This window comes from Arthrobacter sp. ERGS1:01 (genome assembly GCF_001281315.1).
Taxonomy (GTDB): Bacteria; Actinomycetota; Actinomycetes; order Actinomycetales; family Micrococcaceae; genus Specibacter.
The window spans coordinates 1,564,395-1,579,054 of the sequence record NZ_CP012479.1; the positions used below are offsets into that span (position 1 = coordinate 1,564,395).

The 14,660-nt window shown below is 68.9% G+C and carries 12 protein-coding genes and 2 pseudogenes; 7 read left to right on the forward strand and 7 right to left on the reverse strand.

The genetic code is table 11. From position 1 onward, the window contains the following. Positions 1 to 9: 9 nt before the first annotated feature. The 3 genes from AL755_RS10930 to AL755_RS10940 are packed head-to-tail and all read right to left on the reverse strand — an operon-like array spanning position 10 to position 1,892. Positions 10 to 1,005 (reverse strand): alpha/beta hydrolase family protein, encoded by a 996-nt coding sequence (locus AL755_RS10930; RefSeq protein ID WP_054011033.1) that lies wholly within the window; start codon positions 1,003 to 1,005, stop codon positions 10 to 12. A gap of 42 nt (positions 1,006 to 1,047) precedes the next feature. Beyond that, complete coding sequence (locus AL755_RS10935) at positions 1,048 to 1,533, reverse strand: GNAT family N-acetyltransferase (protein ID WP_054013002.1); 486 nt, start codon at positions 1,531 to 1,533, stop codon at positions 1,048 to 1,050. An 8-nt stretch (positions 1,534 to 1,541) separates the two neighbouring features. Next, on the reverse strand, positions 1,542 to 1,892 hold the full coding sequence (locus AL755_RS10940) for an ArsR/SmtB family transcription factor (protein ID WP_054011034.1): 351 nt from the start codon (positions 1,890 to 1,892) through the stop codon (positions 1,542 to 1,544). Positions 1,893 to 1,991: 99 nt separating this feature from the next. Here AL755_RS10940 and arsB point away from each other — a divergent pair, with 99 nt between their 5' ends. From arsB to AL755_RS10960, 4 genes and pseudogenes are all read left to right on the forward strand, one after another. After that, positions 1,992 to 3,071: an ACR3 family arsenite efflux transporter gene (arsB, locus tag AL755_RS10945; RefSeq protein WP_054011035.1), complete on the forward strand. Its 1,080-nt coding sequence runs from the start codon at positions 1,992 to 1,994 to the stop codon at positions 3,069 to 3,071. A 31-nt stretch (positions 3,072 to 3,102) separates the two neighbouring features. Continuing rightward, positions 3,103 to 3,528, forward strand: a complete 426-nt coding sequence (locus AL755_RS10950; RefSeq protein ID WP_054011036.1) for an arsenate reductase ArsC — start codon at positions 3,103 to 3,105, stop codon at positions 3,526 to 3,528. Positions 3,529 to 3,531: 3 nt separating this feature from the next. Continuing rightward, positions 3,532 to 4,946 (forward strand): annotated as a pseudogene (locus tag AL755_RS10955) (FAD-dependent oxidoreductase). Positions 4,947 to 5,061: 115 nt separating this feature from the next. Beyond that, positions 5,062 to 5,481: a universal stress protein gene (locus tag AL755_RS10960; protein WP_054011037.1), complete on the forward strand. Its 420-nt coding sequence runs from the start codon at positions 5,062 to 5,064 to the stop codon at positions 5,479 to 5,481. A gap of 206 nt (positions 5,482 to 5,687) precedes the next feature. Here AL755_RS10960 and AL755_RS10965 read toward each other — a convergent pair whose 3' ends face one another. Further along, on the reverse strand, positions 5,688 to 6,620 hold the full coding sequence (locus AL755_RS10965) for a threonine/serine dehydratase (protein ID WP_054011038.1): 933 nt from the start codon (positions 6,618 to 6,620) through the stop codon (positions 5,688 to 5,690). 118 nt (positions 6,621 to 6,738) lie between these two features. On the opposite strand from AL755_RS10965, the gene AL755_RS10970 reads away from it, so the two are divergent. Together AL755_RS10970 and AL755_RS10975 are read left to right on the forward strand one after the other, a co-directional pair. Continuing rightward, the gene (locus tag AL755_RS10970) at positions 6,739 to 7,407 is read left to right on the forward strand and encodes an MBL fold metallo-hydrolase (RefSeq protein WP_054011039.1); all 669 of its coding nucleotides are present in this window, start codon (positions 6,739 to 6,741) and stop codon (positions 7,405 to 7,407) included. A gap of 56 nt (positions 7,408 to 7,463) precedes the next feature. Then, a complete protein-coding gene (locus tag AL755_RS10975) occupies positions 7,464 to 7,787 on the forward strand; it encodes a putative quinol monooxygenase (protein WP_054011040.1) in 324 nt (107 codons plus the stop codon). Positions 7,788 to 7,812: 25 nt separating this feature from the next. Here AL755_RS10975 and AL755_RS10980 read toward each other — a convergent pair whose 3' ends face one another. After that, positions 7,813 to 9,627 carry a hypothetical protein gene (locus tag AL755_RS10980; RefSeq protein WP_054011041.1) on the reverse strand — a complete coding sequence of 605 codons (1,815 nt, stop codon included), beginning with the start codon at positions 9,625 to 9,627 and terminating at the stop codon, positions 7,813 to 7,815. A gap of 161 nt (positions 9,628 to 9,788) precedes the next feature. Here AL755_RS10980 and hrpB point away from each other — a divergent pair. Next, positions 9,789 to 12,475, forward strand: a pseudogene (gene hrpB / locus AL755_RS10985) (ATP-dependent helicase HrpB). A 10-nt stretch (positions 12,476 to 12,485) separates the two neighbouring features. On the opposite strand, the gene AL755_RS10990 reads toward hrpB, so the two are convergent. Together AL755_RS10990 and AL755_RS10995 are read right to left on the reverse strand one after the other, a co-directional pair. Then, positions 12,486 to 12,773: a protease inhibitor I42 family protein gene (locus AL755_RS10990; protein WP_054011042.1), complete on the reverse strand. Its 288-nt coding sequence runs from the start codon at positions 12,771 to 12,773 to the stop codon at positions 12,486 to 12,488. Between the two features lie 13 nt (positions 12,774 to 12,786). Beyond that, on the reverse strand, positions 12,787 to 14,475 hold the full coding sequence (locus AL755_RS10995; protein WP_160318891.1) for a C1 family peptidase: 1,689 nt from the start codon (positions 14,473 to 14,475) through the stop codon (positions 12,787 to 12,789). Positions 14,476 to 14,660: the final 185 nt, after the last annotated feature.

Here is a 14,660-nt window from a genome sequence, read left to right on the forward strand (position 1 = left end):
TTCCGCCCGTCAGGGCGACGGCGTAACCGGGGCAAATCTGTCCGCCAGCCATTCGAGGATTGTCGCCAGGGCCTCGGGGTCAAGGTGCGTATCTGGATCGTTGTAGCCGTTGCCGGGCGACGCCGCCACCTCGGCCGGGGTGCGCGAGTCCTCCTTGAACACGTGGTTGGCGTTGGGCGGAAACGCGAAGGTCACGTTCGCCATGCCCGCGGCTGCCTCCCGGAGCGGGCCGCCGTCGGCCTCGGCGTCGATCTGGACATCCCGCCCGCCGATCAACACCAGCGTGGGGATGCGCACCTTTTGCAGGGAGTCAACGCCGGATTCGAGCCACAGTTCGCGGGCCAGCGGAAGGTTTGCCGGCGCCTCGAAGCTCGCGAGCACCATCCGCACGCTCTCCGGCAGCGCCGGGTCCGGGTTCATCGGCTCTCCCGCGGAGTAACGGGCGGCCGCCTCCCTGACTTTTGGCATCAGGGCGGCCCCGCCGGGGATCTGGGCGGACTGGAGCTGGAGCTGGGACAGCAACACGGTTTCGATCGGCCGCCCGGGCGGCGCGGCCAGCACCAGGCTCACCAAGGGGACGTCCTGGCTGCTCGTAGCGTAGTGGAGTACGTGGAGGGTGCCCTCGCTGTTGCCGAGCCCGGCAATCCGCGCCGCGTCAACATAGTCGAGGTCCGCGAGCACCCGGACTGCGGCGGCCAACTCGTCAAGATGGGATTGCATGCTCAGTTTCCCGATGAGCTTCATGGCGTTTTCCCTGGCGTGGGGCCCGGTCACCCGCTTGTCGTAGCGGATGGAGGCAATGCCGGCTTCGGCAAACGCCTCAGCGAAAAGCCGTGCGCTGCCGTTGTCGCCGGGGAGCAGCGGCGAACACCAATTGCGGTCCGTTGGGCCGCTGCCCGCCACCAAAACCACGGCCGGGAACGGCCCCTCACCCTCGGGGCGGACCACCGTGCCCTCCATCGTGGTGTCATCCAACTGCCAGCTCACGTCCTGGGAATTAGCCATGCCCCCAGTATTGCAGCAGCGCAGTATTACAGGCGCACAGTTTTACAGGCGCAGCTCCACCAAAATAGTGTCCCGCCAAATCCCTTCGAAGGGGCCATAGCCCATCCGGCCTATGCGTTCGCGGCGGCCCACGCGCCGGAATCCCGCCTTGTCGTGCAGGGCCAGGCTGGCCAGGTTCTCGGGGAAGATGGCGGATTGGATCGTCCAATACCCGGCGGCGCCCGCACGGTCGGCGAGCTCCCGCAGGAGGCCGAGCCCGACGCCGTGACCGGCAGCCGCCGGGTCAACGTAGACGGAATGCTCAAGCACGCCGCGGTACACCTCACGGGCGGAGGTGGGGGTTGCCGCGACCCATCCCCACACGGCGCCTTGGGGGTCGGTGGCCACCACGCTGAGCCCCGGGATGCGGCTTGCGAAGAACTCGGCCTTCGACGGCGGTGCCTCGGCGAAGGTGGCATTGCCGCCGGCAATCCCGGCGGCGTGGATCCGCTCAACCTCGCTCCAGTCGGCCGGGATCATGTCCCGCATGCCAAAGGTCACAGGGTCAGGATGCTCGCGGAGGCAGCCTCCAACGCGCCCGGCACCAGCGAATAGTAGGCCCAGGTGCCGCGCTGCTCGCGGGCAAGCAGCCCGGCGTCGACAAGGATTTTCAAGTGGTGGGAGACGGTGGACTGGCCCAGCTCCAGGGGTTCGGTGAGGTCGCACACGCAGGTCCCGTCGCCGTCGCCCGCCTTGACGATCGAGATCAGTCGGAGGCGGTTCGGATCCGAGAGCGCCTTGAGGGTCCGTGCCCTGCCTTGCGCATCCGCGGCACCCAGAACCGGGAGCCCCGACGATGTGCAGCAGGCGTCGGCGGCGGTCAGCCGGAGTGTTTGTGCGGTGTCCATACATCCATTATGTCCATAGATTGACATTTGTCGATGTAGCGCCCAATACTTTCTATATCGACATCCATCAATCCCACGCCGTGTTGGTTTAGGAGCCCCGTGAGTACCCACACCAGCACCACCGCTTTACCCCGGGAGGCCGCCGTCGTGGTCAAGCTCTCCACCCTGGACAGATTCCTTCCGGTGTGGATCATCGCGGCCATGGCTTTGGGCCTCCTGTTGGGAAAGTTCGTCCCGGGCCTGAACACCGCAGTGGACGCGGTGAAGCTCGGCTCGGTGTCCCTGCCGATCGCCGTGGGCCTGCTGGTCATGATGTATCCGGTGCTGGCGAAGGTCCGCTACAACGAGACCGGCCGGGTGCTGGCGGACCGCAAGCTGCTCATTTCCTCGTTGATCATCAATTGGGTGGCGGCTCCGGCGTTCATGTTTGCCCTGGCCTGGATCTTCCTTCCGGACCTGCCCGAGTACCGGACCGGGCTGATCATTGTGGGGCTGGCGCGCTGCATTGCCATGGTCATGATCTGGAGCGACCTTGCCTGCGGTGACCGGGAGGCTGCCGCCGTGTTGGTCTTGATCAACTCCGTTTTCCAGGTCATCGCCTTTGGCGCCCTGGGTTGGTTCTACCTGCAAGTCCTGCCCTCCTGGTTGGGACTGCCCACCACGAGCGCCGGCTTCTCCTTCGGGGCCATCACCGTTTCCGTCCTCGTGTTTCTCGGCATCCCGCTGTTGGCCGGCTTCCTCACCCGGACCGTCGGTGAAAAGGTGAAGGGCCGGGACTGGTACGAGCACAAATTCCTGGCCAAGCTGGGCCCGTGGGCGCTCTACGGCCTGCTCTTCACCATCACCGTGCTCTTCGCCCTGCAGGGAAACACCATCACGGCCCGGCCGTTGGACGTCCTCCGGATCGCCCTGCCGCTGCTGGTGTACTTTGTGGTTGTCTTCGGCGCCGGCATGGTGATCGGCCGCGCCCTGAAGCTCGGCTACGCCAAGACCACCACTTTGGCGTTCACCGCCTCCGGAAACAACTTTGAACTCGCCATCGCAGTCGCAATTGGCACCTTCGGAGTCACCTCCGGGCAAGCACTTGCCGGCGTCGTCGGCCCGCTGATCGAGGTGCCCGCACTGGTAGCCCTGGTCTACGCCGCACTCTGGGCCCGCAAACGCTTCTTCACCAACTGACCCCTACTACCACCTCCGGGAGCATGCACCCATGAGCACCACCGATACCGCCAAGAAGCCCTCCGTCCTGTTCGTCTGCGTGCACAACGCCGGCCGTTCGCAGATGGCCGCCGCCTACCTGACCACCCTCTCCAACGGGGCCATCGAGGTCCGCTCCGCGGGCTCCGAACCGGCCACTTCGGTCAACCCGGCTGCCGTGGCCGCCATGGCCGAGGAGGGCATCGACATGTCCGCGGAGATCCCCAAGGTCCTCACCACGGATGCCGTGCGGGAGTCCGACGTCGTCATCACCATGGGTTGCGGAGACACCTGCCCGATCTTCCCCGGCAAGCGCTACGAGGACTGGGAACTCGAGGACCCCGCCGGCCAGGGCGTCGAAGCCGTCCGCCCCATCCGCGACGACATCAAGGCCCGCATCCAGGCGCTCATCGCCGAGCTGCTGCCGTCCAATCTGTAAAGGATCCCTGACGTGACGGACCAACGAAATGAACTGCCCGTTGCCATCATCGGGGCCGGCCCGGTAGGTCTGGCAGCGGCCGCCAACGTGATCGAACGCGGCCTCACACCACTGGTCTTCGAGGCCGGCGAGCGCGTTGGGGCAGCCATCCGGCAGTGGGGCCACATCCGGCTGTTCTCCTCGTGGGAGCACAACATCGACCCCGCCTCCCGCCGCCTCCTGGAACCCACTGGCTGGAGCGAACCACGCCTGACGTCCCTGCCGTACGGCGCCGAGCTCGTCGAGCAGTACCTTGAACCCCTGGCCGTGACTCCGGCCATCAGTGCCGCCCTGCACTGTTCCTCCACCGTGACGGCGGTGAGCCGGGCAGGCATGGACAAAACCCATTCCCGTGACCGCGACGCACGCCCCTTCCTGGTCCGCGTGGAAACTGCCGATGGCACCGTGACCGACCACCAGGTGCGAGCTGTCATCGACGCCTCGGGTACCTGGGCCCAACCCAACCCCCTGGGCCAGGCCGGGCTCCCTGCACCAGGCGAGGTTGAAGCAATCGCGGCCGGCCTCATCACCGAGCCCTTGCCCGACGTCACGGGTGCCGACCGTTCCCGCTTCGCCGGCAAGCACGTCCTCGTCATAGGTGCCGGCCACTCCGCCGCCAATACCCTTATCAGTCTGGGCCAGCTGGCCAAAAATGAGCCCGGCACCAGGATCAGCTGGGCCGTCCGCGGTACCGACGCGTCCCGCCTCTACGGCGGGGGCGACCTCGACGGTTTGCCGGCCCGCGGCCAACTCGGCATCCGCCTGCGCGGGCTGGTTGGGGATGGGCACATCGAGCTGCACACCTCCTTCACCACCACCTCGTTCACCACCACGGGCGGGGCTTGGCCGTCACCGGCAGCACCCCGGACGGGGACGTGGCCCTGGGCGTGGATCTGCTGATCCCGGCCACCGGGTTCCGCCCCGACCTGGATATCCTGCGCGAAATTCGGTTGGAACTCGACCCGGCCGTGGAAGCGCCCCGGGACCTGGGTCCGTTGATCGATCCGGAGTTCCACTCCTGCGGCACCGTCCCCGCCCACGGGGCGAAGGTCCTCGCTCACCCGGAGAAGGACTTCTACATTGCCGGGATGAAATCCTATGGCCGTGCGCCGACGTTCCTGCTCGCCACGGGCTATGAGCAGGTCCGCTCGATCGTCGCAGCCCTGGCCGGAGACCATGAAGCGGCCAACTCGGTTCACCTGGAACTACCGGAAACCGGGGTCTGTTCCACGGACTTGGGCGGCAGCTGCGACACCCCCACCGAGACCAGCCAGGGCGAGGACGAGGCGGCATCATCGTGCTGCGCATCCCCGGAGCCGGTGTTGATCGGTCTACCCACCGGCCTGGCCCACGGCCGCGCCGCCTTCACCGGGCAATAGAGGAAGAGGAGCAGCCCAGGCCGGGTACTGCGAAACCGCACAGACCCGCCTCGCCGACGACGTTCTCCGCACAGCCGACGTCGACATGACCGTGGCCTGCGGGGATTCCTGCCCGATGTGCCCCTGTAAGCGGTATCTTGGCAGGAAGATCGAAGACCCTGCCAGCTACCTGATCGAATGGACCCCCGGCAACCAGGTCCTGCCGATCTCCCTGGACACTGTCCTGGATCCGGAGGACGACACCGCCATTGCCGCAGCACGGCTCACGGAAGCACTCGCCGCCGCGGCGTCCGGCTACGGGGTGGACTGGTCCCTGCGGGTCATTGGCGGTGACCCCGCACTGGCTTTGGGCCGGCTGGCCGCCGCCGCGAACGCGTCCACCATCGTGATCGGGGCCCGGCGGTCCGGATTCATGGCGAAAGTCGATGAACTCGTCTCCGGTTCACTCCTGCACCGGCTCCTCATGACCCAGCCCATCCCAGTGTTGGGTATTCCTTCCCCGGATGTGCAACGCCACTTTCATTCCCACGGCTGAAAGAAGTATCCAACCCATGACCAGCAAACCAGGCGTCCCAGTCGTGTGCGTGAAGAACGGCGCTGGTCACCGCCCTGGGCGGCGAGGGTGTCGTGAACCCGGTTCCCGGGATTGAGATCACCAACTGTGACACGGATGTGCCGTCCGAACGCGGCCTCGAAGGCATGGAACGGATGCGCCTGGTCCGTGACGACAGCCGGGCCCGGCTACAGCCCCGACGGGTCGGTATTGGCGCCGCACAGGATCACGGCCACGCGTTCCCCGGCGGCCGGAACGTAGGCGCCGGACTGCAGGGCGGCAAACGCCGCGGCCGCGCCGTGCTCCACCACAATCCGGTAGTTCTCCCACAGGAAGGAACGGGCGGCGACGATGTCGTCGTCGCTGACCAGCACGCTGTGGACCCCAGTGCGGACCGCCACGGCATAGCCGATTTCACCAATGCGGCGCGCCCCCAGGGAATCGGCGGCGATGCCGGACACGGGCACATCGACCGGGGCGCCGGCGGCCAGCGCCGAGTGCAGGGTGGCCGCAGTCTCCGGCTCCACGGCCACCACTGTGGCCCGGCCCTCCACGGCCGCCGCGATCCCTGCCATGAGGCCGCCGCCGCCCACGGCCACCACCACGGTGTCGACGCCGTCGAGTTGCTCAAGGAGCTCGCTGCCCGCGGTGCCGGCCCCCGCGGCGATCTCCGCCTGGTCGTACGCGTGGCAGTAGACGGCTCCCGTGCTTTCGGCAAACGCAATGGCGGCCTCGTAGGCCACGGCGTACTCGCTGCCTTCCTGGACCACCGTGGCACCGGCGGCCCGGAGCTTCTTGACCTTCACGGCCGGTGCCGACAACGGCACGAATACGGTGGCCGGCACGCCCACCGTGGCGGCCGCGTAGGCGTTGGCCAGGCCGGCGTTGCCACCCGAGGCGACCACGATGCCGATGTCCGGATCGAGCTCGCCGCGCTCACGGCACGCCAGCACGCGGTTGAACGCGCCCCGGGCCTTGAACGTGCCGGTGTGCTGGAGGAATTCGCATTTGAGCCAGACGTCGCCGGGGGAGTGCCGCTCATCCAGTTTCAGCAGGGGCGTGGCGCGCACTAGTCCGGCAATGCGGAGGGCGGCTTGGTCAACGTCGGCGCGGGTGATCATGGGAGGACTTCCTGGTGCGGGGGCGGGATTGCCCCAAGGCTACCGGGCGCGGACCACCGGGCACCACCACGATCCACCCTTCGATCCGCACCCTGCGTGCTCACGCTAGGCTTGGCCCATGAGCGAGAATTCAACCCTGATCCATGACCTGCCGTCTGTCACGATCCGCCGCGCGGTGGTCTCGGAGATGGCCAACAACGTCTACCTGCTCACGGCCAAGGCCACGGGCGCGCAGATCCTCATTGACGCCGCCGACGACGCCCCCGCCATCGCCGCACTGCTCGCCGACGCCGCCGCGGACGCGCCGGTCCCCACCGCCGTGAAGTTCATTGCCACCACGCACCAGCACTGGGACCACGTGCGGGCGCTGGCCGCCGTCGTCGCCCTGACCGGAGCACCGACCGCCGCCGGGACCGACGACGACGCCGGCATCCAGGCCCAGTCCGGCGTGTCTGCCGACCGGCTGCTCGGGGACGGCGACGTGCTCGGCGTGGACGGGCTGGACCTCTCTGCCGTCCACCTGCGCGGCCACACGCCCGGCTCCATCGCCTACGTCTTGTCCGACGCCGGTGCCACGGTGATCTTCAGCGGCGATTCACTGTTCCCGGGCGGCGTGGGCAACACCGAGAAGGACCCGGCACGGTTCACCTCGCTGCTCAACGATGTCCAGGAGCGCCTGTTCGGCCGCTTTGGCGACGACGCCGTGGTGCTGCCCGGCCATGGTGACGCCACCACCCTCGGCACCGAACGCCCGGCACTGCCGGAGTGGCGCGAACGCGGCTGGTGAAATCAGCACTCGGTAGCCCCAAACTTGGCGCGGGGCGGTCGGATAGGGTTGATCGCATGTACTTCATCGTCGTCAAATTCCAAACCAAGCCCGACTACACGGACCAGTTCATGGACCTCGTGGGTCCGTTCACTGCCGCCACCCGCCGGGAGCCCGGCAACCTGTGGTTCGACTGGTCGCGCAGTGTGGAGGACCCTGACGAATTCGTCCTGGTTGAAGCGTTCCTGGACGACGACGCCGCCGGCGCCCACGTCAACAGCGCCCACTTCAAGGCCGGCCTGGACTCCATGCGCCCGGCCCTGACCGCCACGCCCAGGATCGTCTCCCGCAAGGTCGACGGCGATTCCTGGGGTGAGATGGGCGAGCTGCAGATCGGCTGATCTCCGGCACCTGGCACCTGGCACCTCAGGCGGGCGGATTCCGCCTGGCCGGGCGGGCCGCAATGGGCCGGCCCACCAGCGACAGCACCGTCAGAGCGATGGCAAGCGCCACGTAGCCGGCGGCCCAGGCAAGGCCGGCCCCCGAAACGGTTGCGGGGTGGGCCGAAAGCAGCTCCACCACTGCCAGGGGCAGCGCGACGGCCAGCAACAACACGCACGCGAGGTAGCAAACCAGGGCGCCGAACCCGGCCTGCGGCACGTGCGCGCCCATCAGCGTCCGGCGGCGCTCCACCCGCCCGTGCAGCATGCCCCAAATCCAGCCGTTGACCACCTGTTGCGTGAGGCAGCCGAGGACGATGATGCCCACAATCAGGATCCACCAGTCGCCGGGCCGGTGCCACTCGGGCGCCTGCGTACACGGCCACAGCACGATCTGGTTGTTCAGGGCGGTGATCTTGCAAAACGTCAGCCTGCCGACCCACGGCCACGCCGTGACCTTGGCCAGGAGCGGGACCACCATGATGGCGCCGCTGATGAAGGCCAGCAGCCGGGCCATGCCCAGGCACCGCACCAGCAGGCGATGGACCTTTACCCGGGTTTGCAGCGCCGGCACTAGGGAGTTCCTGGGCACGGTCAGCGGGGGCAGCCACAACTGCCCGGGCGTCGTGGCCGGCTGATCGGCGGCGATGTAGATCAGCTGGGCCACGGGGTCGATCACCTCGATGCGGTTTTGCGAATACACAATGTGGTCCTTGATGAGTGCCGAACTGTTGTAGATCGGGTGTTCCTCGGGTCCGGGTGATTCCTCGGGGGAGCGCCCGTACAGTTCCCTGAAGGCCTCGGTGTTGTTCGCCCCGGCATCGGAAGCAACGGGGCCGGCCGGGACAAAATCGAACTTTGCCCAGAGATTGATCCACCGCAACCCCGGGCTGCATTCGAGCCAATCCTGGACGGGATTGCGTTTCGGCGCCATGGTGGTCCCGCCGGCCTGGCTGCGGCCGCCCCAGCGGGCGTATCCGAGGAGCGGCAGCCCGTTTCCCACGCAGATGAAGTTGCTGGCCGCCACCCGTCCCTGCAACAACACCTGGGCGCTGATCGCGGCGCCCTGGCTGTGGGCCAGCACCGACACCCTCGTCGGCTTCGCCGTCGTGGCGAGGTGGTCGTCGGGCCAGCGTTCAATGGTTTCGGCGACGCGTTGGCGCATCGCCGCGGCCTGCATCTGCTTGCGCTGCCAGGTTGCGGGATCGCCCAGGAAGTCGGCGAAGGCCGTCAGGAGCTTTCCGACCAGCCTGCCCACCGCGGGTATCGGCGTGCCCAGGATCGCCAGGGCCAGCAGGATCATGCCAAGGATGATTGCCGGAAACGCCACGGCACAAATAAGTGCCATGGCCCCATCCCGCAGGCGGCGCAGGATCCACCCCCACAGCCCCGCATGGGCCCGGGGGTACATGTTCCACCAGACCATGCGGGCGGCCCGCCTGACCACGGTGACCATGACGCCCCACGACCAGTCATAAGTGGCGCGGACCGTGGCCGGAATGAAGTCGTTGCCCCAACTTGCCTCGGTGATGACGAGGTCCAGGTATTCATCCCCAACGACGGGATGGGCCTTGAGCACCCGCACCCAGGTGGTGGGCGCATCCGATACGGCATCGGCGGCATCCACGATCAACGCCGGATAGTCATGGAACAGCGATCCCCGCGGCAACGCGTCCCTGTGGTCCAGGGCGATATCGTTGAGGCTTTGCAGGAACGGCTGCGCCCACTCCTGCAGGGTGCCGCCCTTCAACTCCGGACCCATGCCGTGCACCAGCACCAGCACGTGGTCGGGTTTGCCCACGGGCTGTCTGGGGTCGGTGATCAGATGCCGGGTGGTGTCCGGCGAACCGGGCGGCGGCTCACACGGCTCCGCAACCCCGGCTGAACGTTTTCCCCATCGATGCCTGCCCATACCCCCATGATGAACCCGAAATTCCTTCCTGAACAGACGCTGTGACCCATATGTTAGGGCGCTGGCAGCCGGCACTTTGCCGGCCGCAAAGCGATTGCGGGGAGAATGGAGTGGTGAGCACTCCACGCACTCCCGAATCCAGCAAGCACGGCCACACCTTTGACCTGGACGCCATCGCCGCGGGTCTGGTCTTTGGCCAATCCCTGGCCGCGCTCACCGGTGCCCTGACGGGCGCGGAGGCCACGGGAGCCGCCGTCGTCCAGGCCCCGCCGGGTTCCGGAAAGACCACCCTGGTGCCGCCGCTGTTGGCAAACCTCCTGCCCCGGGAGTGCGGCCGGGTGGTGGTGACCCAGCCGCGCCGGGTTGCCGCCCGTGCCGCGGCGCGCCGGCTCGCGTCCCTGGACGGCGGCCCGCTCGGGGAACGGGTGGGCTACACCGTGCGCGGGGAACACCACGCCGGTCCCAAGACGGTCGTGGAGTTCGTGACGCCCGGCATCCTGCTGCGCCGCCTCCTGGCCGATCCCGGCCTCGACGGGGTGGCCGCAGTAGTCCTGGACGAGGTCCACGAACGCGGCCTGGAAACCGATCTGCTCCTGGGCATGCTCGCCGAGGTCCGCCAACTGCGCGGCGAGCTGGCCGTGGTGGCCATGTCCGCCACCCTCGACGCGCCCCGCTTTGCCGCCCTGCTGGCCGACGACGACGGCGTACCCGCCCCCGTGGTCGACTCGCCGTCGGCCCTGTTCCCGCTGACCGTGCAGTGGCGGCCGGCAACGCGTCCGCGGCTGGATGAACGCGGCGTGACCCGCGCCTTCCTGGAGCATGTGGCGGACACGGCCGCCGCGGCGCACGCCGACGCCCTTGCCGCGGACCCCGGGGTCGATGCCCTGGTCTTTGCCCCGGGCGGGTGGGAGGTTGCGCAGATTGCGGGGCGGCTGCGCGCCGGCCGCCCCGGCACCGAGGTGCTGGAACTGCACGGCCAGGCCCCCGCCGCCGAACAGGACCGTGCCGTCTCCGGGCGCCGGGCGGGGGATCCGCCGCGCATCATCGTCTCCACGTCCCTGGCCGAATCCTCCCTGACGGTGCCGGGCGTGCGGCTCGTGATCGACTCCGGGCTGTCCCGCGAACCGCGGCGCGACGCCGCCCGCGGCATGTCGGGGCTCGTGACGGTGTCCTGCTCCCGGGCCTCGGCCGAACAACGCGCCGGCCGGGCCGCCCGGCAGGGACCGGGCACCGTGGTGCGCTGCTACGACGAGCGGGCGTATGCTGCCGCCCCGGCCCACCCCACCCCGGAGATCGCCGTCGCCGACCTCACCCAGGCGGCCCTGGTGCTGGCCTGCTGGGGGCCCCGGCCGGTCGCGGCCTGGCACTGCCCGACGCGCCGCCCGCGGCCGCCATGGACGACGCCGTGGAGGTGCTGCGCGAACTGGGCGCCGTCGGGGCGGACGGGATGGCCACGCCCATCGGCAAGACCCTGGCCAAGGTCCCCGCGGACCCGCGGCTGGCCCGGGCCCTCCTGGACGGGGCCGCCGTGGTCGGCGTGAAAGCGGCGGCCGAGGCCGTGGCGCTTGTCTCGAGCGACCGCCGCGCACCCGGGGCCGACCTCACCCAACTCCTGACGGCATTGCGCTCGGGACGGGACCCCGGCACCCGGCGCTGGGCCGAGGACGTCAGGCGGCTGGCCGCCATGGCCCGCACCGACACGGCACAATCCACCCAGCAAACGGAGGGGCCGGTGACGGCGGGGGAGTCGCTTGGCTTCGTCGTCGCCCTGGCGTATCCGGACCGGGTGGCCCGGCGGGTGCCCGGCGACGGGGCGCCCCAGTATCTGCTCACCTCCGGCACGCGGGCGGGCCTGCCCGCCGGCAGTCCGCTGTCCGGCCACGCATGGCTGGCCGTGGCCGAGGTGTCCCGCGCGCACGGCAGGAACACGGCAGGCACGGGAGCGGTGATCCGCAGCGCGGCACCCCTGGACGCCGAGTTGGCAGGCCGCGCCACCAGCCATCTTGCCACTGACACCACCGCCGCGGAATTCCGCGACGGGCGCCTCACCGCGCGGCGCGAACAACGGCTCGGCGCGATCGTGCTGTCCTCCACGCCCGTCAAGGCCACGGCGGCACAGGGCCGGGCCGCCGTCGCCGTGGCCCTGCAAGCCGAAGGACTGGGCCTGCTGGCGTTCTCGCCGAGTGCGGACAACCTGCGCCGCCGGCTGGCCCTGCTGCACCGGGTGCTGGGCGGGCCCTGGCCCGACGTCGGTGACCGCGCCCTGCTGGACCGCCTGGAGGATTGGCTCGCCCCCGAACTCGAGGCGATGGCCGGGGGCGCCAAACCATCCGGGGTCAACCTGGCCGAACCCCTGCGGCGGTTGCTGCCGTGGCCCGAGGCCGCAAAGCTGGCGGAACTGGCGCCGGAACGCCTCGCGGTGCCCAGCGGTTCGCAGGTCCGCATCGACTATCCCGAAGCGGACGACGCCGACGGCCTCCCGGTCGTTGCCGTCAAGCTCCAGGAGTGCTTTGGTTGGGGCGAAACCCCGCGGCTGGTTGCAGGGCGTGTGCCCGTGCTCTTCCACCTGCTCTCGCCCGCGGGCCGCCCGCTGGCCGTCACGGGCGATCTCGCGTCCTTCTGGTCCGGGCCGTACGCGCAGGTCCGGGCCGAGATGCGCGGGCGCTACCCCAAGCATCCGTGGCCTGAGGATCCCTGGACGGCCCCGGCCACGGCAAAGGTCAAGAGCCGGATGTAGCCGGGCGGGTTCAGTCGGTGATGTCCACGACCTCACTGTGCCGCTGGATCTCCCCGCTTTCCCAGGACCGCTTGAGCACGAAACCCAACTCGACCCGCCCCGCGGCCGCGGCCATGAAATGGAAGCGTTGCGTCCCGGAGGCCGGCACCATGGGTGTGGTGCCGGCCGATTCGGCCAGGAAGGTGCCGTCCACGTACTCGACGCCGTCGGGCACGTCCACCGCGGACCATTGGTAGCCCGTGGCCGGTGTCGCCCGAAAGTCCACCGTGAACAGTTCTCCCACCTTGACCGTGATCAATTCCTGCTCCTGACTACGCGTACCACTTGTGATACATGGCGGAGTCCGTGCCCTCGACAAAACAGTCGAGGCGTCCGGACGCCCAGCTGGACGCGCCCGTCCCGGAGGACAGCAGCCCGCCCAGGTTCTCCTCGCCGCTCCAGGCGCCGTCCCACCACCTGTGCATCATGGCGAACCCGGCCCCGGGGTAGAACATGTCGATTCGGTTCGGACCCCAGGAGACCGCGGAGAGGTCCCCGCCGACGTAGCCGCCCAGCGCCTCCCAGCCGCTCCAGCCGGCGCCGGCCCAGTACTGGTGGTACAGCTGGCTGTCGGTGCCCTTGACGAAGGTGTCGAGCCGGTTGGTGCCCCAGGAGGCGACGGCGGGGGCGGAATCGCAGACCCCGCCCAGGCTCTCCCAACCGCCCCAGTGGCTGCCGTCCCACCACAGGTGCCACATGGCCGAGTCCATGCCGCGGGCAAACACGTCGATCCGGTTGGGTCCCCAACTCACGGCCGTCGGGTCGCTGGAGAGCATGCCGCCCAGGGCCTCCCAGCCGCTCCAGCCTGCCTGGAACCACTTGTGGTAGAGCTGGTGGTCCGTGCCCACCACGAACATATCCAACCGCCCCGATCCCCAGGAACAGATGGCCGGGCCGCTCTGGCAGCCGCCGCCCAGCGACTCCCAGCCGTTCCAGGACGAACCGTCCCACCACTTGTGCCAGATCGCCGAGTCCGTGCCGCGGGCCACGGCGTCGATCCGGTTGGCCCCCCACGAGACTGCGCTGGGCTTGGAGGTGATGATGCCGCCCAAGGACTCCCAGCCGCTCCAGCCGAGCGTGACCGGGACTGTGACGCCACCGGCGCTGGAAAACGCGTAGACGTCGAAGTTGCACTGGCCGTAGGCGATCTTGAAGAACCCGGCCATGCCCCATCCGGTGCCCCAGGAGTTCTTCGCGATCCAGCACTGCTCCGACTCCGAATAGCCGATCACCTCAACACAGTGCCCGCCCACCGCGTTGCCGCTGACGTGGTGGTAGACGCCGGTCGAGTAGCTGTAGAAGTCGTCGTAGACATCGAAGGACGCCGCACACGGTCCCGTCGTGTCCAGGTACGTCTTCCGGGCGGTGATGTCCCCGATGAGGCCGTGCCGGCTGACGGACACCTGGCTGGCGGGCCGGTTCGGGGTGGGCCGCACATACGGCTTCCACAGCGTGGTGGCCGGATCGATCACGGGCGGGTTGTCGAACGCGCTCATGTACGTCAGCGCGGCATCGGTGACCTGCCCGCGGGCCTGCAGCTGGGCCATGCACGAATCCGAATCCCAGCCGCCGCAGGACGGTCCGTGGCTGGAGTTGAAGTGCGAGTCCGCCTCCGAGAGGTCAAGGAGCTGGCCCAGCTCAATCGAGGCCATGGACTCCACCACGGCCGTGCACGCGAAGGACACGCACGAGCCACAGTACTTTTGGTCCTCCACGGGCGTGACGTGGTTGCCGTTCTTGTTGCGCCAGTCGACCTCCGGCGCGAAGGCGCCGGTGTCATGAGGGGCGGCTGCCTGCGGCCCCGCAGCCCGCAGGGCCTTGTCCGCCGGGGTGAAGACCACTCCCAGGAGGGCCTTCTTGTCGTCGTCGCTGAGCAGCGACTGGGGTGTGATGCGGGGGCTCCAGCGAGCCTTTGCCGCGTTGAGGGTTGCCGATAGTTCGTGAATATCCAATGTAGTCATGGCGGTGCGCTCCCATGCCCATGCGTTCTGCCCCCAAGGACCGGCTGCATGCGTGGTTCCAACAAAGAGAATTAGGTGGGTGGGTCCGCCTTGCCGGCGGTCCCTCGCGGCCTTCGTTTCTCCCCCCAAAGGCCTTGCCCGCGCGCAATTCATTCAACGAAACCAATGGTAGAGCGCTTCGGCGC